This is a genomic window from Chryseobacterium sp. RU33C, assembly GCF_900156015.1.
Classification (GTDB): domain Bacteria; phylum Bacteroidota; class Bacteroidia; order Flavobacteriales; family Weeksellaceae; genus Chryseobacterium; species Chryseobacterium candidae.
This window is the reverse complement of record NZ_FTMT01000024.1, coordinates 39,178-63,598: the sequence shown is the minus strand read 5'-3', so window position 1 is coordinate 63,598 and position 24,421 is coordinate 39,178. Positions and strand designations below refer to the sequence as shown.

The 24,421-nt window shown below is 37.3% G+C and carries 25 protein-coding genes, 1 tRNA gene and 1 pseudogene; 10 read left to right on the top strand and 17 right to left on the bottom strand.

All coding sequences use genetic code 11. The annotated features are described in order from the left end of the window. Positions 1 to 138, top strand: a pseudogene (locus BW946_RS21715) (IS256 family transposase); the annotation flags it as partial. 105 nt (positions 139 to 243) lie between these two features. On the opposite strand, the gene BW946_RS18135 reads toward BW946_RS21715, so the two are convergent. Then, positions 244 to 2,517: a polyribonucleotide nucleotidyltransferase gene (locus tag BW946_RS18135; protein ID WP_076597505.1), complete on the bottom strand. Its 2,274-nt coding sequence runs from the start codon at positions 2,515 to 2,517 to the stop codon at positions 244 to 246. A 438-nt stretch (positions 2,518 to 2,955) separates the two neighbouring features. Between BW946_RS18135 and BW946_RS18130 the strand changes: the two genes are divergently transcribed. After that, positions 2,956 to 4,377: a sugar MFS transporter gene (locus tag BW946_RS18130; protein ID WP_076597504.1), complete on the top strand. Its 1,422-nt coding sequence runs from the start codon at positions 2,956 to 2,958 to the stop codon at positions 4,375 to 4,377. A 142-nt stretch (positions 4,378 to 4,519) separates the two neighbouring features. Then, entirely contained in the window at positions 4,520 to 4,870 is a 351-nt protein-coding gene (locus tag BW946_RS18125; protein ID WP_076597503.1) for a DUF4260 domain-containing protein, read from the top strand. A gap of 304 nt (positions 4,871 to 5,174) precedes the next feature. Here the strand turns inward: BW946_RS18125 and rpsO are convergent, their stop codons facing one another. Further along, positions 5,175 to 5,444, bottom strand: a complete 270-nt coding sequence (rpsO, locus tag BW946_RS18120) for a 30S ribosomal protein S15 (protein WP_034692246.1) — start codon at positions 5,442 to 5,444, stop codon at positions 5,175 to 5,177. 173 nt (positions 5,445 to 5,617) lie between these two features. Between rpsO and BW946_RS18115 the strand changes: the two genes are divergently transcribed. The 4 genes from BW946_RS18115 (at position 5,618) to BW946_RS18105 (ending at position 9,059) form a co-directional block, all read left to right on the top strand. After that, on the top strand, positions 5,618 to 6,166 hold the full coding sequence (locus BW946_RS18115) for a pyruvate decarboxylase (protein ID WP_076597502.1): 549 nt from the start codon (positions 5,618 to 5,620) through the stop codon (positions 6,164 to 6,166). 327 nt (positions 6,167 to 6,493) lie between these two features. Beyond that, complete coding sequence (locus BW946_RS21505) at positions 6,494 to 6,640, top strand: bacteriocin-like protein (RefSeq protein WP_168801953.1); 147 nt, start codon at positions 6,494 to 6,496, stop codon at positions 6,638 to 6,640. Between the two features lie 335 nt (positions 6,641 to 6,975). Beyond that, positions 6,976 to 8,298: a magnesium transporter gene (mgtE, locus tag BW946_RS18110; RefSeq protein ID WP_076597501.1), complete on the top strand. Its 1,323-nt coding sequence runs from the start codon at positions 6,976 to 6,978 to the stop codon at positions 8,296 to 8,298. Between the two features lie 26 nt (positions 8,299 to 8,324). Continuing rightward, complete coding sequence (locus tag BW946_RS18105; RefSeq protein WP_076597500.1) at positions 8,325 to 9,059, top strand: ABC transporter substrate-binding protein; 735 nt, start codon at positions 8,325 to 8,327, stop codon at positions 9,057 to 9,059. Positions 9,060 to 9,164: 105 nt separating this feature from the next. Here the strand turns inward: BW946_RS18105 and BW946_RS18100 are convergent, their stop codons facing one another. From BW946_RS18100 to BW946_RS18090, 3 genes are all read right to left on the bottom strand, one after another. Beyond that, entirely contained in the window at positions 9,165 to 9,704 is a 540-nt protein-coding gene (locus BW946_RS18100) for a hypothetical protein (RefSeq protein ID WP_076597499.1), read from the bottom strand. Positions 9,705 to 9,836: 132 nt separating this feature from the next. Next, complete coding sequence (locus BW946_RS18095; protein WP_076597498.1) at positions 9,837 to 10,286, bottom strand: GAF domain-containing protein; 450 nt, start codon at positions 10,284 to 10,286, stop codon at positions 9,837 to 9,839. Between the two features lie 12 nt (positions 10,287 to 10,298). Continuing rightward, on the bottom strand, positions 10,299 to 11,726 hold the full coding sequence (locus BW946_RS18090) for a hypothetical protein (RefSeq protein WP_047432722.1): 1,428 nt from the start codon (positions 11,724 to 11,726) through the stop codon (positions 10,299 to 10,301). Positions 11,727 to 11,780: 54 nt separating this feature from the next. On the opposite strand from BW946_RS18090, the gene BW946_RS18085 reads away from it, so the two are divergent. Next, positions 11,781 to 12,548, top strand: coding sequence for an MBL fold metallo-hydrolase (locus BW946_RS18085; protein ID WP_076597509.1), 768 nt, complete (start codon positions 11,781 to 11,783; stop codon positions 12,546 to 12,548). Between the two features lie 93 nt (positions 12,549 to 12,641). Next, positions 12,642 to 12,721: transfer RNA gene (locus tag BW946_RS18080), tRNA-Leu, on the top strand. Here BW946_RS18080 and BW946_RS18075 read toward each other — a convergent pair. Beyond that, positions 12,675 to 14,249, bottom strand: coding sequence for a recombinase family protein (locus BW946_RS18075; RefSeq protein WP_076597508.1), 1,575 nt, complete (start codon positions 14,247 to 14,249; stop codon positions 12,675 to 12,677). The genes BW946_RS18080 and BW946_RS18075 overlap by 47 nt on opposite strands. A 19-nt stretch (positions 14,250 to 14,268) precedes the next feature. After that, positions 14,269 to 14,430 (bottom strand): hypothetical protein, encoded by a 162-nt coding sequence (locus BW946_RS21500; protein WP_002980924.1) that lies wholly within the window; start codon positions 14,428 to 14,430, stop codon positions 14,269 to 14,271. A gap of 712 nt (positions 14,431 to 15,142) precedes the next feature. On the opposite strand from BW946_RS21500, the gene BW946_RS18070 reads away from it, so the two are divergent. Further along, positions 15,143 to 15,586, top strand: coding sequence for a JAB domain-containing protein (locus tag BW946_RS18070; RefSeq protein ID WP_076597497.1), 444 nt, complete (start codon positions 15,143 to 15,145; stop codon positions 15,584 to 15,586). 184 nt (positions 15,587 to 15,770) lie between these two features. On the opposite strand, the gene BW946_RS18065 is transcribed toward BW946_RS18070, so the two are convergent. Genes BW946_RS18065 through BW946_RS18020 form a run of 10 tightly spaced genes read right to left on the bottom strand, consistent with a single transcriptional unit; the run spans position 15,771 to position 24,413 of the window. Continuing rightward, entirely contained in the window at positions 15,771 to 16,217 is a 447-nt protein-coding gene (locus tag BW946_RS18065; RefSeq protein WP_076597496.1) for a DUF3872 domain-containing protein, read from the bottom strand. A 12-nt stretch (positions 16,218 to 16,229) separates the two neighbouring features. Further along, the gene (locus BW946_RS18060) at positions 16,230 to 16,790 is read right to left on the bottom strand and encodes a conjugal transfer protein TraO (RefSeq protein WP_076597495.1); all 561 of its coding nucleotides are present in this window, start codon (positions 16,788 to 16,790) and stop codon (positions 16,230 to 16,232) included. Between the two features lies 1 nt (position 16,791). Then, entirely contained in the window at positions 16,792 to 17,691 is a 900-nt protein-coding gene (traN, locus tag BW946_RS18055) for a conjugative transposon protein TraN (protein ID WP_076597494.1), read from the bottom strand. A gap of 15 nt (positions 17,692 to 17,706) precedes the next feature. Continuing rightward, positions 17,707 to 19,005, bottom strand: a complete 1,299-nt coding sequence (gene traM / locus BW946_RS18050) for a conjugative transposon protein TraM (RefSeq protein WP_076597493.1) — start codon at positions 19,003 to 19,005, stop codon at positions 17,707 to 17,709. Between the two features lie 3 nt (positions 19,006 to 19,008). Then, the gene (locus tag BW946_RS18045; protein WP_228402641.1) at positions 19,009 to 19,278 is read right to left on the bottom strand and encodes a hypothetical protein; all 270 of its coding nucleotides are present in this window, start codon (positions 19,276 to 19,278) and stop codon (positions 19,009 to 19,011) included. Positions 19,279 to 19,288: 10 nt separating this feature from the next. Then, positions 19,289 to 19,912, bottom strand: coding sequence for a conjugative transposon protein TraK (gene traK, locus BW946_RS18040; protein ID WP_076597491.1), 624 nt, complete (start codon positions 19,910 to 19,912; stop codon positions 19,289 to 19,291). Between the two features lie 12 nt (positions 19,913 to 19,924). Then, positions 19,925 to 20,917: a conjugative transposon protein TraJ gene (traJ, locus tag BW946_RS18035; protein ID WP_076597490.1), complete on the bottom strand. Its 993-nt coding sequence runs from the start codon at positions 20,915 to 20,917 to the stop codon at positions 19,925 to 19,927. 1 nt (position 20,918) lies between these two features. After that, on the bottom strand, positions 20,919 to 21,527 hold the full coding sequence (locus tag BW946_RS18030) for a DUF4141 domain-containing protein (RefSeq protein WP_410493470.1): 609 nt from the start codon (positions 21,525 to 21,527) through the stop codon (positions 20,919 to 20,921). 28 nt (positions 21,528 to 21,555) lie between these two features. After that, positions 21,556 to 24,084 (bottom strand): TraG family conjugative transposon ATPase, encoded by a 2,529-nt coding sequence (locus BW946_RS18025; protein ID WP_076597488.1) that lies wholly within the window; start codon positions 24,082 to 24,084, stop codon positions 21,556 to 21,558. Next, positions 24,081 to 24,413, bottom strand: coding sequence for a DUF4133 domain-containing protein (locus BW946_RS18020; RefSeq protein WP_076597507.1), 333 nt, complete (start codon positions 24,411 to 24,413; stop codon positions 24,081 to 24,083). The genes BW946_RS18025 and BW946_RS18020 overlap by 4 nt, the downstream gene beginning before the upstream one ends. Between the last annotated feature and the right edge of the window lie 8 nt (positions 24,414 to 24,421).

Sequence of the window (24,421 nt, the reverse complement as noted above, 5' to 3'; positions counted from 1 at the left end):
CCTACAGATGATGCCGTCATGAAATCAGTGTATCTCGCTTTAAAAGAAGCTACTAAAAAATGGACAATGCCAATTCAAAATTGGGGTATTGTTCTTAACCAGTTTATGCTTATTTTTGAACAAAGGCTCAGATTATAAAATCCAAGCCCTAACTTTTTAATTTACACACTTTGTGGGATAGTGTCCAAAAAAAGCAAAAATCCCTCAAATTGAGGGATTTTTTATGTTTAAGAATGAATCTTATTAAGCTTCGTTGGAAGGCGTTTGGTTTTCCACTGGCTTTTCGCTTTGCGGCTTTTCACCTTGTGGCTTCTGCCCTTCAGGTCTTCTCTGTCCCTCTGGTCTGCCCTGTCCTTCCGGTCTTCTCTGCCCTTCAGGTCTGCCTTGTCCTTCCGGTCTTGGAGGTCTTGGTAAAAGAACTTTACGGGAAAGTTTCATTTTCTTACGGTCGTCGTAACCCATGAACTTCACTTCCACTTCATCACCTTCTGCATAAGGAACTTTGTCTAAACGAGCCCATTCAATTTCAGAAATGTGAAGAAGTCCTTCTGTTCCTTTAGCAATGGCTACAAATGCACCAAAGTCCATTACTTTCACTACTTTACCTTTATAAATTTCTCCTACAACAGGTACAAAAGTAATTTCATTGATCTTGGCAATGGCAGCGTTGATTTTTTCTCTGTCTGTACCAGAAATTTCGATACGTCCGATTTCCCCTACTTCTTCAATAGCAATCACTGTATCCGTATCTTTCTGCATCTGCTGAATGATTTTTCCACCAGGTCCGATTACAGCACCGATGAAGTCTTTTGGAATCTCCATTACCACCATTTTCGGAGCATGAGGCTTCACGTCTGCTCTTGGCTGAGAAATAGTTTCAGTGATTTTGTTCAGGATGTGTAATCTTCCGTCTTTAGCCTGCATCAAAGCTTTCTCCATGATATCCATAGAAAGTCCCTGGATTTTGATATCCATCTGACAAGCGGTGATACCGTCTGCAGTACCTGTTACTTTGAAGTCCATATCTCCCAGGTGATCTTCATCTCCCAAGATATCAGAAAGTACGGTAAATTTCCCTGATTTTGTATCAGTGATCAGACCCATTGCAATCCCTGAAACAGGTTTTGTAATCTGAACCCCTGCATCCATCAATGCCAGTGTACCTGCACAAACTGTTGCCATTGAAGAAGAACCGTTAGATTCTAAGATATCGGAAACAATTCTGATTGTATATGGGTTTTCTGCCGGAATTACTGCAGTTAAAGCTCTTTGAGCTAAGTTTCCGTGTCCTACTTCTCTTCTTGAAGTACCTCTTAAAGGTCTTGCTTCACCTGTAGAGAACGGAGGGAAATTATAGTGTAAGAAGAATCTTTCGTCGTGCTGCGTGATTACGCTGTCGATCATGTTGGCATCTTTTACAGAACCCAGAGTTACTGCTGTTAAAGACTGAGTTTCTCCTCTTGTAAAGATCGCAGAGCCGTGAGCTCCCGGAAGGTAATCAATTTCTGACCAGATTGGACGGATCGTCTGAGGATCACGACCATCAAGACGGATATTGTCTTCAAGGATCATCTGACGCATTGCTTCTTTCTCTACGTCGTGGTAATATACTTTAACGAAAGGTGTTACTCTTGCCAGTTCTTCTTCATTCTCAGCATATTGTGCTAAAAACTCTTCAAGAACAGCTTTGAATTTTTCTCCTCTTTCTTCTTTATTAGATGGAGTTTTTGCTACTTCGTACACTTTGTCGTAACATTCTTTCCATACTTTTTCACGAATTTCTTCATCGTGATCTTCGTGGCTGTATTCTCTTTTAGGGAAAGATTTTCCCACTTTTTCAGCTAATCTCTCCTGAGCTTCAATCTGTTTTCTGATCTCAGCGTGAGCGAAGTTGATGGCTTCAAGCATTTCCTGCTCAGAGATCTCCTTCATTTCTCCTTCTACCATTACGATGGAGTCTTTAGTAGCTCCAACCATAATGTCAATATCTGATTTTAATAAATTTTCATAGCTTGGGTTCACGGCCAGTTCTCCGTCAATTCTTACGACTCTTGCTTCAGACATTGGTCCGTTGAAAGGAATATCTGTAATTGCAATAGCTGCAGAAGCTGCCAAACCTGCCAATGCTTCAGGCATTACTTCTTTATCGTAAGAAATCAATGAAATCATTACCTGTACTTCCGCGTGGAAATCTTCAGGGAATAGAGGACGCAATACTCTGTCCACCAATCTCATTGTAAGCACTTCATCATCAGATGGTTTTGCTTCTCTACGGAAGAAATTTCCAGGAATTCTTCCACCTGCATAAAACTTTTCTCTGTAATCTACTGTTAATGGTAAAAAGTCTACACCAGGATTTGCTTCTTTGTTGGCTACAACTGTTGCTAAAAGCATAGTTCCACCACATTTCACCACTACAGATCCGTCTGCCTGCTTAGCCAGCTTTCCCGTTTCAATAGTGATTTCCCTGCCGTCTGCAAGGATAATCGTTTCTGTAAACGCTTGAGGTATACTCATAAATTTGCTTCTTTATACTCCGTATTGAGTATGATTAATATTTAAACTCTTTAAATTTTCGTTTGCAAAGGTACTATATAATAATGATATATTAAATTTTTCGATGCCTTTAATAGGCGTTTAAAATACAAAAAATTGGCTATCAATTGATGAAAGTCTGAAAATTCACATCATTAATCTGAACTTATTCACTATTTATGAAAATAAAAAAGTCTTTTTTTGAGGATAATGTATTGAAAAATGCAGTCGTTTTTGTATTATTGTCTCAAAAAATGAAAATAATACATTGATCTGAAAAAAGCATCTGTTCCATTCTAAAAACTATTAAAAATATTGCAAACCAACAGGCTGATTCCTATATTTGCCCTACTTCACCAATTACAATGCTGTAGGCTAAAAAAGTTAAGGAACTCTCCTTATCCAGATAAATAAATGTTTATGATTAATAAAGAAGTACAATCTCAAAGCAGGAATTATACGGTTCCGTTAATTACCATCACCCTGCTGTTTTTTATGTGGGGATTCATCACCTGTATGAATGACATTCTGATTCCCTATCTGAAGCAGCTGTTCAATCTTACCTTTTTCGAATCCATGCTGGTACAGTTCTGTTTTTTCGGAGCTTACTTTATCGGATCGCTGATTTATTTTATGATTTCCATTACGAAAGGAGACCCCATCAATAAATTAGGCTATAAAAAAGGAATCCTGTTCGGAATTTTTCTGGCAGCATTTGGCTGCGTTCTGTTCTATCCGGCAGCTACATTTTCATATTACCCTCTGTTTCTGGGTGCTTTGTTTATTTTAGGATTGGGCTTTACGGTATTACAAATTACAGCTAATGCCTATGTTTCACTGTTGGGAAGTGAAGAATCTGCATCCAGCAGGCTGAATATGACCCAGGCATTCAATGCCTTCGGAACAACGATTGCCCCGGTACTTGGAGGCCACCTTATTTTTGAATTTTTCTCTTCTCCGGACGGATCATTCAGTGCGGTAGCCACAAGAATTCCCTATCTTATTTTTGCTGGGATCCTCTTACTGGTTGCTTTATTGATTTCCAGAGTAAAGCTTCCTTCCTTTCAGATGGGTGAAGAAGAAGTGGTAAAAGGCTGGGGAGCACTTGAATTCAGTCATCTGAAATTCGGAGTATTTGCTATGTTCTGTTATGTAGGCGGAGAAGTTGCCGTAGGAAGTTTTATTATCAGTTTCCTGGAGCAGCCGCAGATTATGGGTTTTAATGAGATCATCAGTAAAAATTACCTTTCCTTATATTGGGGCGGAGCGATGATTGGCCGTTTTCTTGGAGCCATCTCTTTAAATCAATCAATAAGTCAAAGCAAAAAGGCTGTTTATATGCTGGGAGCAGCTGCAGCTGTTTTCCTTGTGATTTTCAGCATTGTCAATCTTACTTTCAGTCAGATCAGCTTTTTCATTGTGTTTATCATACTTAATTTCATTGCTTTTTTCGTGGGTAAAGCAGCTCCGGCAAGAACTTTATCCATCTTTGCAACGATCAATGTTGCGTTGTTAATTTCTGCAATGGTGAATCATGGTGAACTGGCCATGTACAGTATTCTGGGAATCGGAATTTTCAATTCTATCATGTTCTCGAATATTTACACACTGGCTATTTCAGGATTGGGTAAATATACCAGCCAAGGATCTTCTTTAGTGGTAATGGCAATTCTGGGAGGCGCTATTGTTCCGATATTCCAGGGATATCTTGCAGATCAGTTTGGGGTACAGCATTCATTCATTATCCCTGTATTCTGCTATCTGGTTATTCTGATATTCGGAGCATACTGTACCAGATATCTGGGGCATGTGGAAACTACAGAATCCAAATCAGGGCATTAAAATTCAAATCAAATTCAAATCAAATTCAAATCAAAATGTATAAGCGGAATATCTCAAAGGTATTCCGCTTTCTTTTTTCCCATCTTACCATGTAACTTTTTATCAGAAAAAAGAACTTATCTTATAAACTGACACCATTATTATGAAAATACAGTTAAAGCTTGAATACGCAGCATTTCTACTATCAGGAATCTATGCTTTTGCCCAAACAGGATACTCCTGGTGGTGGTTTGCAGGGCTATTTCTTGCTCCGGACATTTCCATGCTAGGATACACAATTAATACTAAAGCAGGTGCTTTTTGCTATAATCTCTTCCATCATTTAGGAGTAGCCATTATCGTTTATCTTGCCGGAACAGCTTTGTCTCTTCCCTATTTGCAGGTGATTGGCTCTATTTTGTTTTCTCACTCTGCGTTTGACAGAATTCTGGGTTACGGCTTGAAGTATCCGGATAGTTTTCAGAATACTCATTTGGGGAAGATTGGAAAGTAGGCTGAATAGTGATGTTGTTATCATCTTCAGTATTTTTTTCAAGCTAATAAAGGCTGGATTCCTACGGAATAACACAATTGGCGTATTGGTCTATCCATACAGTTTATCACTCCGTAGGAATCTAAATACTCTTTTATTACCCCATGAGAATCAAAGACTTTAAGAAACTTAAGTGCTCTTCTCCGCCATTTAGTATTTTTAAAAAAAACTTTTGTGTCTTTTGTGATTAAAAATCCCTTCTTATGTAGAAGCAAAAAAGCAACCTCTTTCGAAGTTGCTTTTTTATTTTGAAAATCTTTATAGATTATTTTCTTAAACCTAGTTCAGCAATAATTGCTCTATATCTTGCGATATCTTTGTTTTTAAGGTAATCTAATAAACTTTTTCTCTTACCTACCAATTTCACTAGAGATCTCTCTGTGTTGAAATCGTGACGGTTAGCCTTTAGGTGTTGAGATAAGTGATTGATTCTGAAAGTGAAAAGAGCGATTTGTCCTTCAGCACTTCCTGTGTCCTGTGCAGATTTTCCGTGTTTTGCGAAAATTTCCTGCTTTTTGTCTGTTGTTAAGTACATTCCAATATTGTTTAATGATTATTATGTAACGGGTGCAAAATTACGACTATTTTTTGATTCTGCAAACATTATTGATTTCATATATCAAATTTGATAGAAAAAAATGTTAAAAATTTCTTAATAAATTGTATGCAATCCAACGAAAAGGCAGTAATTTTGCATTCGAATTACAAATGAAAAAAATTATATTCTTTACAGCGGTTACTACTTTTTTATTCATCGGATTTACTTCGGTAAAAGCCCAGAAGAATACTGATGATAAAATAAAAAAAGTTCTTTACTTCAATCCCGAGGTAGAACCTGATATCGACGAAATAAAAGACCCTACCAACAATGCTTTCTTTGATGTTGTTACCGATAATTTCAGTAACAGAAGAAATAAAATGCTCCGTGCAGAAGTACAGGTTCCCTTCGACAGCATAGACCAACAGACCATCGTGGATTACTGTCTCAACAATGATGCAGATTTTGCTATTGTTTCTAAAGTGAGATATTTCAAAGTAGGATTTGGCAAGTATGTTTTCTCCAATCAGGTGGTTGTGAGTATGAAACTTTTTGGTGCTGACGGAACACTTGTTACCGAAACCGACCATGATACCTACCGGAAAAATATGCGTCTGCTGGGTTCTACCGTTAATTCCGTCAAAATAGGAACCGAAGGAGCTATAAAAGGAATTATTAAGAAACTGAGAAAGCTGAAACCGACGGAAGCAGAGCTTTAGGGTTTAAAATTCCGGGGTTAAGGCTGGAATATTAAGAATTTTATCGTCAATAGTCAATTTTGCTTTGCTAGTCAATTGTGAATGTTATTACTTTTTTAATAAGCTGTACGAGAAAAATTCATCATTCATAATTTTTTACGAACTGTTTCCCGTGTCCTGAATTCTAAATATTTTCATGTTAAATAAAGCGCTTGTTCATACTTACGGATGGATGCCTTTTATTAAAAAAACACTATAAAAAACTGATTAACAATTAAATATTTTCACAAAACAAGGATTTATTAAATATTTTTTACTACTTTAGACAGACATTAAATCCAAAATCTTATGAAAAATCTAAAGAAACTCAGCAGAGAAGCTACCAAACAAATTAACGGAGGATCCGGACCTTTCAGATGCAGCGAAACAAGACCTTGCTACATAGGCTTCTGCTGCAGAGGAGCATGTATGGAATATGCCTGTATAGAAGACTAGAAAACATTTTATATCTTATTACGATAAAAGATGCAAATCTAAAAACCTGAACAGGCTGGAACAGAAAAACATTAAAGGAAGTGGAATAAAAAAGTGTGGTGACCATTCAGATTGCGAACCCTACTAATGCTGTATGCATATACATTCCCACCTCACAATCCGAACCAATGTAGAGAATATTGGAATTTAAAATTTAATTTTTACACATCCGTTTCGGCGGGTGTTTTTTTGCCCTTATAATGAAGCTATCAACTTTAATTAATCCTTAATTTTGTCAGTTTATTACTCAGTCTTAAAAATTTGAATTATTTTTGCATATCCAAAAATTTCACGTTTTGAATTCTAGAGACGAACTTATCTTTAACCCTGCCGATATTGCCGAAACTCTCAGCGAACTTCCTGCTGACGAGAGGCTGCTCGCGTTCCTGAAGGTTCCGAAAGAATACAAAGCAGAAGTTTTCTCACATCTTGATCCTGATTTTCAGGAAGATACCATCAGAAGTATCGGAAGCGATGAAGTTTCCGAAATCCTGAATGCAATGACTCCGGATGACAGAACTGCTCTTTTCGAGGATTTCCCGGATGAGCTGATTAAGTACTCCATCAATCATCTTAACCCTCAGGAAAGAAGGATTGCGTTAAAACTTCTTGGATACAATTCGGATTCTATTGCCCGTCTGATGACTCCTTACTATATCCAGATCCGTAAGGAATGGACGGTAAAAAGATGTCTTCAGCAGATTAAAAAGGTAGGAAAAAGGGTGGAAACCATGAACTACCTGTACGTGGTAGACGAAAGAAACCGCCTGATTGATGACCTTGCCATAGGAACATTACTGCTGGAAGAGGAAGACACTTTGGTTTCTGATATCACAGACAATCATTTCGTAGCTATTACCACCACTACTTCCAAAGAGGATGCGGTAACCTATTTCGAAAAATATGACCGTGGTGCGCTTCCCATTATTACGGAAGCTGGTGTTCTGGTAGGAATTGTAACAATAGATGACATTCTGGATCAGATTGAACAGCAGAACACGGAAGACATCCAGAAATTTGGGGGATTGGAAGCATTGGACCTTCCCTACACCCAGACTTCATGGACAGAAATGATCAAGAAAAGAGCCACCTGGCTGATCATTTTATTTGTTTCTGAAATGCTGACTGCTTCTGCAATGGGATATTTTGACAAGGAAATTGAAAAAGCGGTTGTTCTTGCTCTATTTGTTCCATTGATCATTTCCAGTGGCGGAAATTCCGGATCACAGGCTGCTACTTTGATTATCCGAGCGATGGCTCTTCAGGAAATCAGTCTGAAAGATTGGTGGTATGTAATGAAAAAAGAAATTATCTCCGGATTATGTCTTGGAGCAATTTTAGGAGTTATCGGATTTGTCAGAATTATGCTTTGGCAGCAGATAGGCCTGTTTGATTACGGACAGTATTGGGTATACGTAGGGTTAAGTGTTTCTGTTTCCCTGATTGCCATTGTATTGTGGGGAACATTATCAGGTTCCATGATCCCGTTTGTCTTAAAGAAATTGAATCTTGACCCTGCTACTTCATCTGCTCCTTTTGTAGCAACGCTGGTGGATGTTACAGGGCTTATTATCTATTTTACCGTAGCCGGACTTTTCTTAACCGGAAAACTTTTGTAATTTTAGGCATCATCTAACATGCCAATATGAAAATCGTTTCACTTGTACCTTCTATTACTGAGGCTTTATTTGACCTTGGACTGACCGAAAATGAAGTGGTAGGAAGAACAAAATTCTGTATTCATCCTCAGGATAAAATAAAAAATGTACCCATAATCGGCGGAACAAAAAATATTAATATTGAAAAGATTAAAGTATTACAGCCGGATCTTATTCTTGCCAATAAGGAAGAAAATGTAAAAGATCAGGTGGAAGTTCTGATGGATGATTATAAAGTAATGGTCACTAATATCGACACTATTGAGGACAATTATTATTTGCTTAAGAATCTCGGAAAGCTCTTCGGAAAGGAAGACAGAGCACAGCTGTTTAATCTTAAAATCTATGATGTTCTGAATCAGGCCAAACTGGATATTCCAGTAAAAGCTGCTTATCTTATCTGGAAGAACCCTTATATGACCATTGGTTCGGATACCTTTATTCATAGGATCTTAACTGAAATTGGTTTTGAAAATATTTTTAAAAACCAGACCCGTTATCCTCAAATCACTACTGAAGATCTTGCAGATGCCGATGTCATTATGCTTTCGTCTGAACCATTTCCGTTTAAAGAAAAGCATATTGAGGAACTAAAGGCTTTTTATCCTGATAAAAAAATCATAATAGTGGATGGTGAAGCTTTTTCCTGGTATGGGACGCACATTGCGAAATGTGAAGAATATTTCAGGGAATTGGTTTCTCAATTTGCTTATACAAAATAATGCCTTGCTTTATGGACAAGACATTAGTATGGTTATCTGATCGTTTAAACTAAAATTTTCTGCTGGAGGTTATTATATTCAGAATAAAAGGCTTGTTATTGATATTTATTTTTGACTGCTGATATCCTTGATGACTTTCATGGATTTTCCATTTTCCTTTACTATATCTACTTCATATCTTTGATTTTCGGGAGTGAAAACTACTGGCTCACTTTGAATTTCCATATTCATTTTTGAAAAATAAGGTTTCAGCCCATCTAAAGAAAGCTCATTTGTTTCAATAGGAATTGCTTTTTCTTCAAATTTTTTTACCAATTCATCCGAAACATTTCCTGCAATGCGCATCGATTTGATTAAAATTTTATTTTCAGAAATCTGTTCTATGTCTATTGTATTGATCGTTTCATCCACAATTAATTGATCAATAGCAGGTTCTTCGTTAGCTTTCTGAACTTTTCTACAAAATAAACCATCTTTATGGCAAAAAGGCCATATATTCTTCCAGCCCCATCTCACAGACATCTGTACCGAACCTCCTTCTGTGATACGAGTTCTTTTTTCTATACCCAGATTTTGGGTTTTAATCTTTTGTGCACTTCCATATATAAGAAATAAACAAAGTAAAAGAGTTAACATTTTTTTCATGACGTTATATTTTTATTAGTTAGTACAACGAAGTTCTAATAAAATAATAGATTAAAGCCATGAAAAAACCCCTTATAAAATAGGGGTTTTAACGGTTTTTACAAATATTTTATCTACAAAACATTTAGCTTTTTATATAATTTTTGCAATTTCATTGCATAGCCATTCCAGTAATTCACGGTCTTCCTGCGTGAAAGGATCTATGGTATGAGAATCAATATCGATCTGGCCAATATTTTTTCCATCTTTAAAAATAGGAACTACAATCTCTGCTTTCGTATCGATAGAACAGCTTAAGTAGTTACTTTCTTCATGTACGTCAGGAACTACAAATGTTTCGTTGGAAACTGCAACCTGACCACAGATTCCTTTACCGTAAGGAATGATTGTATGATCGGTAGGTGCTCCTACATAAGGACCTAAAATCAATTCATCCTTATCTCCGTTTTTGAAATAGAAACCCGTCCAGTTGAAGTAAGGAATTTCCTGATCCAAAAGGTGGCAGACTTTTTCAAGTTTTTCTTCTGTATTATGTTTAGGACTTTCGAGAATTGAGGAAAGTCTTTTTTTTAATTCTGACATTGTATTTATATTTTAAGAGAATTGTTTTAGGGAAAGTTCTTCTTTATACCCGAACATTCCACGCTCTTTAATCATTTCTGCTACGCCTTCCGGAACCTGGGTTTCCCAGCCTTTCACACAACATGCAATTTTTCTCAATATTTCTCTGGAATAAATTTCCAGAAACTCAGGATTATAATTGGTAATATCTACGATACGGTTGTTGTGTTTGAAGTACTTATATAATTCTTTCAGATTTTCTTCCACTTTCAGGTTGGAAGAATCTAATAACTGATGAGTTTCCGGATCTTTGTAAGGATACAGATATACTCTCATTCCATTTCTGAAGAACTTCCCGAATGCTTCAAGAATTCCTCCCGAAAGATTTTTATAATATTTCTCATCGAATACCATCAGCATATTATTTACCCCCATTGCTACTCCGATGTCACCACTTGTATAAGAGGCAAAATAATCAATCAGTCTGTAATATTCAGAGAAGTTTGAAATAATAACAGTATACCCCAGCTTTGCAAGAATATCTACTCTATCAAGGAAATCTCTCTCATCAATGTCTCCATCTGCTCTCAGATTGGAAATGGTAATTTCGATAAGAACTTCTGTTTCTTCATGGGTGCAGGTAGCATCTTTGAAGAACATATCCATACCATTTTTAAGCATATCAATGTTTACCTTGGTCACCGGTCTGAAACTTCCTCTTACCGCGAAAATATTTTTCTTGTATAAAACATCTGCCGGAAGCATGTTGCTCCCTTGAGAATTGAAGATCACGGCATCAGTCATTCCGTTCTTTACAAGCTGAAGAGACATCAGTCTGTTGTCAACATACGCAAAAGCTGGTCCGCTGAAGTCGATCATATCAATCTCCAGGTTATCTTTTGCAATATCATCGTAAAGAGATTCTACCAAAGTTCTTGGATTGTCAAAATAATGAAAAGCTCCAAAAATAAGATTTACTCCCAGGTTCCCTAAAGTTTCCTGCTGAAGAGTAGCATCATTTTCTTTGAATTTTACATGGATAACGATTTCATTGTAATCTTCATTTTCTTTGGTCTGAAAACGGATTCCCACCCAGCCGTGGCCTTTTACCGTTTTGTCAAAATTGATGGTAGTTACTGTGTTGGCATAAGAAAAGAATTTTCTATCCGGATTATTATCTCTTGAAATTCTCTCTTCAATCAAAGCTACTTCATATCGAAGCATTTTGCGAAGCCTGTTCTGGGTAACGTACCTGTTTTTTACTTCCTTTCCGTAGATGGCATCACTAAAATCTTTGTCATAAGCAGACATTGCCTTAGCAATTGTACCGGAAGCTCCCCCTGCTCTAAAAAAGTGGCGAACAGTCTCCTGCCCTGCTCCAATTTCTGCGAAAGTACCATAAATAGTAGGATCTAGATTAATTGTTAATGCTTTTTGTTTAGGAGTTAGTTTCTGATACATTAGGACATGAAATTTTTTGTAAATTTACCAAAATTAAACCAACCTCAAAACAAAATGAAGTTGAAATTTTTAGGAACCGGTACTTCTCAAGGTGTACCTGTTATAGGCTGCACATGCGAAGTGTGTACTTCAGAAAATCCCAAAGACAAACGTTTACGCTCTTCCGTGATAATCACTACGGAGGAAAATAAAAAAATACTGATAGACTGCGGTCCGGACTTCAGGCAGCAAATGCTTGCCAACCATGAACATAACGTAGACATTGCGTTGATTACCCATGAACATAATGACCATGTGATTGGGCTGGATGATATGCGGCCACTGATTTTTAAAAGTGGAAAAGATGTTCCGTTATACTGCTATTCAAGAGTGGCTCAAGAAATAAAAAACAGGTTTCCTTACGCTTTTGCAGATGTAAAATATCCCGGTGCGCCAGCTTTTGAGCTTCATGAAATAGAAAACAAACCTTTTCAGGTACTGGAGACAGAAATTACTCCTGTGGAAGTCATTCATTATAAGATTACTGTTTTTGGGTATAAGTTTAAAAAGCTGGCCTACATTACGGATGCAGGTTACATTTCTGAAACAGAGAAGGAAAAACTGAAGGATCTGGACATTCTGATCTTAAACTGCATCAGAAAATTTGATCCTCATCCTGCCCATTTTATTCTTCCCGATGTTATTAAACTGTTTGAAGAATTAAAACCTAAAAAATTATTTTTAACCCACATAAGCCACCATTTAGGGCTGCATGATATTGAAGATAAGGAGCTTCCAGCCGGTATACATCTTGCCTACGATGGTTTGGAACTTAATTTTTAAAATATTTTCTTCAAAAAGCTTTTGAACATTGAAAAAAGTTCCTATATTTGCACACCAATTTGAAACAAACGTCATGTTTGTAATCAACATCAAGCCCAGGTGGCGGAATTGGTAGACGCGCTGGTCTCAAACACCAGTTCTTAGGAGTACCGGTTCGATCCCGGTCCTGGGTACAAGACCGGAAAGAGATGATAATTCACTTTCTTTCCGGTTTTTTTTCATGCCTAACTCATTGTTTATCTGGTATATATAAGAGAGCAAAACATTGGGTCGGGTGGTTCGATAATGATTTTCTGAAAATTGCAATTTTTCAGGAAATATCGAACCAATTATTTTACGTTTTACCTCGATATCCCCATCAGTATAGACTTTCGCAAGGTCTACTAGGTTCGATAATGCTTGGTCTAGTAGTTTTTGAAAATCTATTTTCTTATTATCCTTTCCTTTAGTTAATTTAGCTTCGAGCTTTTCAATTTGTCCTTTACAGCCGGTCTTAATTTCAAGATAATCTTCATCATCAATGACTTCCTCCATCAGTTTATTTCTTGCCTGTTTCAATTTACTGTTTAAACGATCTATTTCTAATAGAATTGCTTTCCTTTCTCTTTGGGGATTATTGATTAATTTTTCAAAATTTTGCCTCAACACTTTTTTCAAATAATTTTTTATAGATGCGCGCATTTCCAATGACTGCAATATTTCTAAAAATTTAGAATTAATAATCTCAGATTTGTAACGGTATGAACACGGGGATTGGCAATGATAGTAATAATATTTATTTCCAGAACGTCCCGTAGAGGCACTGCCTGTAATCAAATGACCACATTCCGGACACAGAAGGAAACCTCTTAATGGCAAATTATCGTCAGACAGTACTTTTACATTAGGTCTGGCTGGATTCACATTTCCATCCATTATACATTGAACTTTTTCGAATAGTTCTTCACTGATCAAAGGTTCATGAATACTTTTAACAAAATGAGCCTCCTCTTCATTGAATTGCTCCACGTAAATTTTCCCGCAATATGCGGTATTGCGTAAACTTGCAAGAAAGGCACTTATCTTAACTGACTTTCCTTCTTTTCTGTTCATCATATCCATGATTTGGCTCGCTGAATAAACGCCTTTGGACATTTCATTGAATGCCCATTTCATATTGGAAGCTTCCGGTTCCTTCGGGATTACATACTTTTTCCCGTTCTCCGTTATTCTGTTAGCGTAGCCATAAGGTGCCCTTCCCATTAATCTGCCCTCTTTTTTAGCACGGCGCATTCCATAATAAGTATTCAGAGCGCGCCTGTCGTTTTCAACTTCCGGTGCAGCAAGATATATAGCCAGCATCATTTTATTTTCAGGAATTGAAAGATCTAAAGGTTGCTCAATAGCCTGCGGTTCAACGTTACTTTTCCTAAGTATGTTAATCATTTGATACGCATCGCCAGCGTTCCTGCTGAAGCGATCCCATTTTGTAAAAAGCAGCAGATCCGTTTTTGAGCTTTTTTTCTTTAGCGTATCCAGTAATTTAATCCACTCTGGCCTGATAAAAGTCTTGGCTGAGTAATCTTCATAGATGATTTGACCTACTTTAATGTTATTGTTTTCACAATAACGTTTTAATCGTTCCTCCTGATCTCTTTGCGAGTATCCCTTATCTGCCTGCTCATCAGTTGACACACGGATATATAAATCGGCTTTTTTCATATATAAATCTTAGAAAATATTATTGTTCTAAAAAACTCTTAATGGTAATTTTTAAGAGCATCGTCAGAAAGCTTAAAATATCTTTCGCCTCCTCAATGCTTAATTCAATTCCCTCCTCTTCTTTAAAAATCTTGATAATCTCCTCTATGGTAATGTTACTAATTTCAACTTTCTTCTCCATACCAATACTTTTTTAATAAAAGTATTGGACAACTGTTCTGAAATTAAACCCAGACACTTATGTGATGTATTTGGCTTTTAAATATAAATGTCTAACGCTTGAACATGTAAAATCAAACGAAACACTTAACATCAACCATCAGGCGGAAAAAATTTTTATTTATAAAAGATGTGGTTACGTTTAAATTTATTTTTTAGGTGCAACAAGAGAAAATTGATGCAAAGAAATTCATCATTCTTAGATTCAACTAAAATACAAATAAAATCAACATTGTTAATTTAAACATTCATTTCATATACAAAAACAGGTTATTGACTGCTATTACACGAAACATTTTCAATAATAAACCGGTAAAAAGGCAGCTAAGGTATTGTTGCCAGCCGTCTTGCTAATCCAACCAAAAGACTACGGCATAAACGGTTTCCTCCCTAAAGGTACCCTCCAATTATTCCGTTTCCTTTTGTTTTTTTTCATTGTCAACACTTCATATCTGCTTTCTTTTTTCCGGTTTTTCTTTTGAAAAATATTCAGCGAAGCCTGAAAGGCTTTTAAGAAATAGAACGGAGAAGAGATTGAAAAGGCTTTTGATCCAGAAAAGATACATAACATTTCAAAGATGTTTTAAATAGTGTTTTAAATAATGTTTTAAATAAATGCTGTTTTAACTTAAGTACGGGAAACAAAAGGCTCTGCCGTACTCAGAGCAATAACAATGAAATATAATATCGTAAATGAGATCAAATTGATCTACACAAGAAAAGGAAATGCTGAAAAAAAAGTACTGAACTCCCAGGATGCTGCAGATATTTTCAGGGAACATTTTGATGCAGATCAGATCGACTACAGAGAGTCATTTTACTCAATGTATATGAATCAGGCTAACAAGGTCTTAGGAATACAAAAAATATCAGAATCTGGAATTACCTCTTCTCTTGTTGACATCAGAATCATCATGCAGGGAGCTCTATTATGTAATGCCGTATCATTTATTATAGCCCATAACCACCCTTCCGGAAACCTTACACCTTCTCGCGAAGACATATGCATCACACAAAAAATAAAGGAGGCTGCCCAACTGTTAAATATTAACCTGCTTGATCATTGTATAATAACTTCAACCGACTCCTTCTCTTTCTCCGATGAAGGTATTTTATAAGGGACTTAAATTTCTAAAAATAAGAATCCAGAGCCGGTTCCTGGTCTGGATTCTTGTTGCGTCGCGGAAAGATGCTTGCCCTTTAGGGATCAACCATCTTTCCGCAAATACTAAACAATGCTTCTCAAATTAGATGATTTTATTTGAAGTGGAAATATATATTTGTAAGCTAAAGAAATAGTATTTATCCGTTTAGCTTTTTGTTGTTGAATTGAAATTCAATTTTCTCCTCATTTCCAAAACTGTCTGAGAGCCATACCGTAAATGATTGTGAAACTTCAGAGGTTGAAGTATAATACAATCTGAACTCTTTCTCATACAGAGGATAAATATCATTAGGAAAGTAAGGTTGAGTGTTATAATACTGCAGCTTTCCTGCTCCCTCAAACTGAAAATATCGAAGATAATATTTGGTGTCAGCAAAATTACCTTCAGGAATAATTTTGATACGGATCTCCACATACTCATCTTTAGCGATATCCTTGGGAACAGGCATAACCGACACCTTAAAAAGATAATTCTGCTGAATTTCCAAATCTTCTTTCTCACATGATTGTAAAAATAGTCCAATCACAAATAGTAGCAAGAAACACTTTAGTTGTATTTTAGCTGTATTAATTATATTTTTCATTTTTCATTATTTTTAGAAATTATATCTTATTCCTACCCCCAGCAGAGAGTGAAAATTAACCATTTGACTATTTTTCAAAAAGCGAAGTTGCCCGTTGACCAGGAAAACTAAATGCTCAGTCAGATAGCTTTCAATAGACAGCTTACCGTTCGTCCCATAAATAAAATTACCTGTAGAGTTAAGCTTTGATCCATCATACAACAATTCATCACCTCTATTAATCTGTTCATAACCAACAAGACCTCCAATTCCCAGATTAAAATTGACATTTCGCATGAAGTCTCCCCAAACATAAAAACTGTACCCACTGCTCAGCAGGAAACTATCTATCGGGATATCGCCGCTTGTGTATTTATAATATTTTCTACCATATTCTGCCAGTCCAAAAAAGTAATTACCATTCTTCGAGTAAGAAACAAGCCCCGTACTAAACATATAATTTTGCTTTTCTGGAGATTTTGGAAATACCGAATAGGTAAATTCAATACCAATTTGCTTAGGAATCATCTGTTGAGCAAATATTTTGCTACCCATTATCATCGTTAAGATGACTGTTAAAAATATTTTGTGCATCTTACTCCGTTTTAATGGTTAAACTGTTTATCAATCTTGCATGAACAATATCTTCATTTTCAAGCTGTACTTTCAGATGCCTTCCCCCATTCTTTTCCAGAATTTCAATCTCCAAAACCTGATCTTTTAAGAGCGTAAACTGATCAAGCATATAAATCCCTTTACTGTCTGAATGATCAGCTATTATCCTTTCCGGGAAATAGGTACGAACCTTCTCTAAAATCTTATCCTGAACGACCGTTCGCTTTAAGTTCTTTTTATCGACAATTTTAAAATTGACCCATTCAATAGCATACCCCACATTACTTTGATTCTTAACCTGCAATGTGAAATAAAACTTGCTGTCATTAACGTGCAGCGCCCTGACTGAAAACTCAATTCCATAACTTTTCGAAGCAATATGCTTAATAGTTCTGTTGCTTTTCCTGTAAAGATTTTCCATAATAAGCCAGGTGAGAGAAGTTGAGCTTCCTTTAAGATCTTCAAATAATACATCAGCATACTGTCGCTCCATACCTCTCTGAAGTTTTACTAAATCATAGCTGAGTATATCGGGATAAGAACTGTAGGATGCGTCAAAACTGTAAAATTTTCCATCTTCAGTAATGACCGAAAAATTAGTTTCCTCTTCAAAATCCCTGACAGCTGACTTAACCCGAAGGACGTTTCCTATAGGCTCTGCCTTATTGGCAACCAAGAGATCACTTCCCAGGTCAACATATCGTATTGATGTAGGAAATATCAGATGACTTGTTTTATTGTAGGTGACGTTAATCCGGAAAGGGTCCAATTTTGCCTGTTCCAAGGAAATATAAGTTGTCACAGAATCCTGCCCAAATGCCTTGCTTGCTAACAGAAGTAATAGCATAATGAGAATATAATGACTCTTTTGTGTATTCATTTTTATTTTTTTTGATTAGTTATTTTTGGGTAAGAGTAAGACCTGATGGCCCGCTTTTACAGTTACTTTCAATTGTCTGACTCTCTTCTGAAAATAACCAGACAGTCCCTGCACTACTCCCCTGCTCAGATCAGCTGCAATCTGCTGCCCTGAAGATTGGGTCATCATAATATTAGTGCCTGAAGTCTGGCTCATATTAGCTACAATATCGCTTACCGCATTCTGCTCCGCTGAATAAGGAACATACAATCCCACCTGACCGTCAGTGTCATAAACATTGATTTCTACAGGATAGATATTACCTTGAGATTGAATGGAAGATATTTTTAACTGAAGCCTCCCACCCTGAAATTTGCTCACTGCAATCAGTAAACTCCCAATTGGAATTTCAGCTCGTCCGACTTTCATCGCTTCTGAAAGCCTTATAGATAATGTACTTTCGTTGACCAAAGTCTTAGTTTCATAGACCACACCTCTTATTGCATTTTTTGTTTGAACTGAGTTTTCTGAATCATTTTGACTGTCATAAAATCTATTCTGATTCAAACCTGCGACAAAAGCACTATCCGACTGGTCTCTGTATAATGAGGAAACAACATTGGAACGTACCGGTATTGCTGAAGTCAGTTTAACCTTCTTTTCCGTTGGCTTTTCGATCTCTTCTTTTTCTGCTGGTTTTTCCTGCTTTGGCATCGTTGGAAGATACTTAGCAGCCATTTGATACGATTTTTCCATGAGCTCTAACTGGTCGTTCATTCCCAGACCCGCAGGAACAGCATGATTTTGCATTGACTCATTCTTTAACCTTGAAATTTCTTTCCTCAGATTATTGACCTCCTGATTATCCCGATTATAGAAAGAGCTTAAGGTCTGCTGTGCATTTCGATAACTGTTCAGAGCATTCTGATCGGATTGCTGAAATACACTTTTAGTGGATGCTGAAGAAGGTGGGTTGCTATTATCGTTTACTCCGTTCTGGTCATTCCAGTAATCTGATAAAGTTGTTATTGAATTTCGCTTTTCTTCATTCTTTTGCTCTAATAACTGCTGCTCATAAGCCTTTTGCTTATCAGACTGTAATTGAGCGTCTTTTGCCTGTGGAATAGCTGCATTAAAGCCAGCCTCTTCAATAATGGTATGATCGGTTTTGGGCTTAAAGATGAGATAAAAGCAAGATGCACATACAGCAGCCATCAAAAAGTAGATGAAAGGTTTCTTTAATCTTTCCCATTGAGCCTTGTGATGATCATTCACTCCGTTAGAATTTTGGGAGAGATCATTTTCTGTCACTCTAATTTTCTCTGAATCTTTCATATTCTATTTTTTAGTGGATGAGTTTACTATTTCATTATGCGTCGATCCTTTTTCGATAGGTTTCTTAGAAATGCCGTCAATATGATTGATAGAAATGGTATTACTTCTTTGACCTGTAGAAATACAGATATTGACAATGACGATGACGGTTATCAAAACATAACCACCAAAGAAAACCTTGGTCAGGAATTTTTGTCGCTCTACCGGAAGAGATTTCCAGTGTGTATCAATCTTTACAACATAATTTTCGAGTGTATCTCTTAGTTTTTTCATATCGGTCTTATTAGCGTTCAACAGTTTCGACATCTCTATTTTCAAGCACGTTGAATTTTTCAATGATAAATCCCTGAGGATTGCTGTCAGACCGTACAGAATTAACCAATGAACAGTTGGTAATTAAATTTCTGATGGTAAGATTACTGGACCTGATAATGAATTGTCTTGCATAAGTTTTTACGTCATAAGGGTAACTATCAAAGTTGGCAACGACACTGTCTACCTCAACTCTCTGCTGGATATTACCTGAAATGATTCTGTTATAGTAACCTTTTTCCTGAAGGTCTTTATAGTAATTGAATGCCGATTGATCGGCCAAATTGAAAGCCCTTTTGACATTACTTTCAATAGCATTCTTATCAGGAGCTATGGTGAAGAACAATTCGTGGAAGCGTTTCACATGCTCTCTTGCTTCAACAGGCCTGTTGATCGACATATCCTGAGATAGCGCTACCATTAATGATTTGCCGTTATCCAGCACATAGATCTTCTGACGTTGCTCTTCGGCAAACTGGTAGGATTTGAAGACTACTACCCCTACCACTCCAAAACACAACACGGCAAAAACAAACGTAAACAAACGGATCTGCTTGAAGCTGCTCTCAATATTTCTTAAAGTTTTAAATTCCATAGAACTGTATTTTTATTTTAATAATCTCCCTGAAATATTTCCTGTTGCGGAACCTACCGCTGCTCCTGCAACATTGCCCGACTTGGTAGCAGTCTGGTTCACATTGCGCATGAAATTGCCTGCGCCTCCTGCCTGAATCACCCAGCCAGTCACCGTTGGTACCGTAAAATAACCTATGATCCCAATTACCATATAGATGATGTATACCGTATTAGAGGTATCAGGAATAAAGGTGGGATCTGCGAGCATCTCGATATCACGTTCTAAGATCAAGGTTTGCATCTTCGCAAGAATGGCACTGAATATATCAGCAACAGGAAGCCATAGATAAACACAAACATATCTCGTCAACCATTGAGTTAAAGTAGTTTGGAAACCATCCCATACAGAAATGGCAAATGCGATAGGTCCTAATATTGAAAGGACAATCAGAAAGAAGGTTCTGATGGTATCAATAACTAAGGCTGCCGATTGAAACAGAATTTCAAGAAATTCACGGAAGCCGTCCCTGATATCTTTTTTGATGGCAAACATTTCTCGTTCAATATACATTCCGGACATCGTGACCAAATCCGATGGTGACCATCCGAGCTCTTCCAGCTTTTTATCAAATTCTTCGTTTGAAATAAGGTAAGCCATCTCCGGATTCCTAAGCATCGCTTCCCGTTCTAAAAGATCCTTTTTCTGCTGCAGCTCGTTCATATCCAAGACCTGATTCTCCAGCATTGAATGGCTTCCCTGAACAATGGGACTCATCACTCCATTAAGGCTTCCTAAAACCAATGTGGTAAAAAACATAATGCAGATGCCTATGGCAAAAGGTCTCAACATGGGAAACAAATCAATCGGTTCTGCACGGCTCAGCGACTGCCAGACTTTTAGGGCTACATAAAACAAGGCGCCTAAGCCGGCTACGCCTTTTGCTACCGCCGCCATATCGGCGCACATCGGCATCATTTCTTCGTATACGGAACGCAGGACTTCGTGTAAGTTACTTGGTTCCATCTTACCAGTATTTTTGATTGGAGGTTCCGTAAAGATCTAATACCCGTTGGGTGTTGTTCTGTTTTTTTGCTCTCAGATAGCTGACCGAAATATTCTTATTGGTGTAGTATCTAACTAAATTATGATACGCTTTAACTTCCTTATAAACTCTGTCCACAACATCCATCCTTTCTTTATCATTAAGGGAAAGCCCATTGGACGTAATGATTTCTTTGAGTTCTTTTAAAAGCTCCGTACTCTCGGTAAGAAGCGCAGAATAACCATTGGCAATAGAAGCTAATTCCTGAGCATTGAAATTGGGATCATTGAGCATCTTTCCGAAATTGTTCACGTACATTTCAGAAACATCGCCTACCAAAAGAACGGTCTGCTGTACTTTTCTGGCATCCTTAACGAGATTGTTGATGGCTTTCAGCTGGTCATAGTACTCTTTTCCCTGTTCATAGACTTTCTTAACTTCATTGAAGTTTTTTATCACATTAGATACCGTCGATGAGGTCTGCACGATTTCATTGGCAGAGTTTAATATGCCTGATGCCAGGTTGGCCGGATCGGTCACTACAAATTGTGCCTTTGCCAATGTTACGGTAGCGAAGAACGCTGCCATCATTGTTTTGATGATTAATTGTTTCATTGTTTTAAGATTTTAAATGATTTAATTGGTCTTTTGTATTCGATTTGATTCTCTTGAGAGAAATCCGCTTGATGGCATGTTCGACATTGCCGTCGAGCTCTGATGCAAGATTCATCACTTCCATCTTTTCTGTTTCTTCAGTAGTATAAGTAAGATATTCTTCGGTAGAAACTTCAGTGGCATAGACTGCAGAGTGCGTTCCACCCAGTCCAATCCAGACTTCCTTGTACAGCCTTCTCAGATCGTTGTTCATATTAATAGAAAGTACCTGAGATTTTTCTTTATCCGTTAACCCCAACATTGCCTGGATATCATCAAACTTGTTCATGTACTTCCTTTGGTCAAGAAGAATCTTACAATCCGAATTATTTATGATACTTTCTTTCACAATCGGTGACTGGATAATATCATCTACTTCCTGAGTTACTACGATGGCTTCACCGAAAAATTTCCTTACCGTTTTGAACAAATACTTGATGTACTCAGCCATCCCCTCTTTGGCAATGGCTTTCCAGGCTTCTTCGATGAGGATGAGTTTCCGGATACCTTTGAGTCTTCGCATCTTATTGATAAAGACTTCCATAATGATAATGGTTACAATAGGAAATAGAATTTTATGATCTTTAATAGCATCGATTTCAAAGACAATAAAACGCTTGGATAATAAGTCCAGATGCTTCTCTGAATTGAGCAGATAGTCATACTCTCCTCCTCTGTAGTAAGGTTCCAGCACATTGAGAAAGTTGGCAATATCAAAGTCTTTTTCCCTGACTTTCTTTTGCTCCAATACTTTCTGATAATCATCTTTGACGTACTCATAGAATCCATTGAAGGAAGGATGCTGGTCATTAATTTTAATTCTTTCGATATATCCACTGACTGCATTGGAGAGTGCCACTTCCTCTGAACGGGTTGGTGGTTCATCGTCTCTTTTCCAAAGTGTCAGAATTAAGGTTTTGATACTCTCCCTTTTTTCAATGTCAAAGACACCGTCATCGGTATAGAATGGATTGAAAGCGATTGGATTATCCTCAGTATAGGTAAAATAGACACCATCCTCTCCTTTCGTCTTTCCCCTGATAAGTTCACACAATCCCTGGTAGGAATTTCCGGTATCTACAAGAAGGACATGAGCTCCCTGCTCATAATACTGTCGCACCATATGGTTGGTGAAGAATGATTTACCACTGCCCGATGGACCAAGGATAAACTTATTTCTATTGGTAATAATCCCCTGTTTCATCGGCAAATCTGAAATATCCAGATGAATCGGTTTTCCGGTCAAACGGTCAGCCATTTTGATCCCAAAAGGTGAAAGTGAATCCTGATAGTTGGTTTCTTCTGTAAAAAAACACACAGCAGGTTCGATGAATGTGTAGAAGCTTTCTTCACTCGGAAAATCTCCTTCATTACCGGGTATTCCAGCCCAATATAAAGTAGCGGTATCCGTGGTATTATGACGGGGTTTACATTCCATTAAAGCCAAAGCACTTCCCGTATCATTCTTTAACTGCTTGAGTTCAGCAGGATTGTCAGACCATGACATTACATTAAAATGAGCGCGGATAGATTGTAACCCGAAAGAATGTGCTTCATTCAAATACTTTTCTATCCATTCCTTATTGATCTGATTGGCTCTGCTGTATCTTGCTAAAGAGTGCATATTCCTTGCTGATTTTTCAAATTGGCGAAGGTTCTCGTCACTATTGTCAATGAACAGATATTGATTATAAATGTGATTACAACTGAGCAGAAGTCCCACCGGAGAAGCAAATGATAAAAGACAGTCGCTGCGATCGGTGCTTAATTTCTCATAACGACTGTGTGATGAGACAGTACTTGGTAAATCCTCCGTATCCGATAAGGTGTGCATAGTGATTCGGTTATTACCGATTCGCATTTCTTCAGATCCCAGCTTAATATCTTGCAATGATGGATGGGTTTCACGGGATAGAGTCAGATACTGTTCCAGTAGTCCTGACCTCTCAGAAGTTCCTGATATTTCATCTTCTCTCATCCTTTCCAAATGGATATAACCGCTGTCATTCATAATCCGATCCAGCTGATCGACCGCTTCAAGAAAACGACCAATGACTTCTTTGTCTTTTATCTCTTTCGGAATCAGTTTTCCTTTACAGAGTGATGAAAAGTTGCTCTGCATCCGCATTCTCTCCTTACTTGTTTTTGTTATAAACAGGTAGCAGTAATGATTTAAAAAGGGCCTCTCATTGAAATGCCTTTCAAATGATTTGGAAAGAAAACTCTGGTCTTCTTGTGACAAATCAGGATTGTAGTTTTCTTTGATAAACCAGTCCTGTTTGTGAACCACAGTGAAATCCGGTAAAGTTTTAATCGCTTTGAACCAAGCGGAATGCATGGCTTCATACTCTGCTGAAGCAATAGTAAACAGTTCAGGGAGTATTACTTTAAAACAAACCGTAACATCAGCGTCCTTTGAAATGATACAATCATTTTCAATCGCCAACAGTGGAAATTTACTTTCCAAAGTGGCTGCTTTGGAAGAATTTCTCATATGTTTGTTCTTTTACGGTTAGTTTTCAAATACCGGTAAATACTCTTACGGCTGATGATATATTTCGGATGCTTTTTTTGAGCACCCATTTTCATCAGACCGTGCTCACCGTATTTTCTATTCAGTGCGAAAGTCTGCCAGGTAAGAAGTCCACTGCTGATTCCTCCGAGAATTAAACACAGATAGGTATTGATGCCTGCCATATACATAACCATGACACAAATCAATATTCCTAAGAGTCCTCCACTGAAGATAAAGAGGTATTGCGCTTTTAACCCTTTAAATTCTACCTTCCTTCCTATTCCTTTATTGATATGATAGGTATTCATAGTCGTCA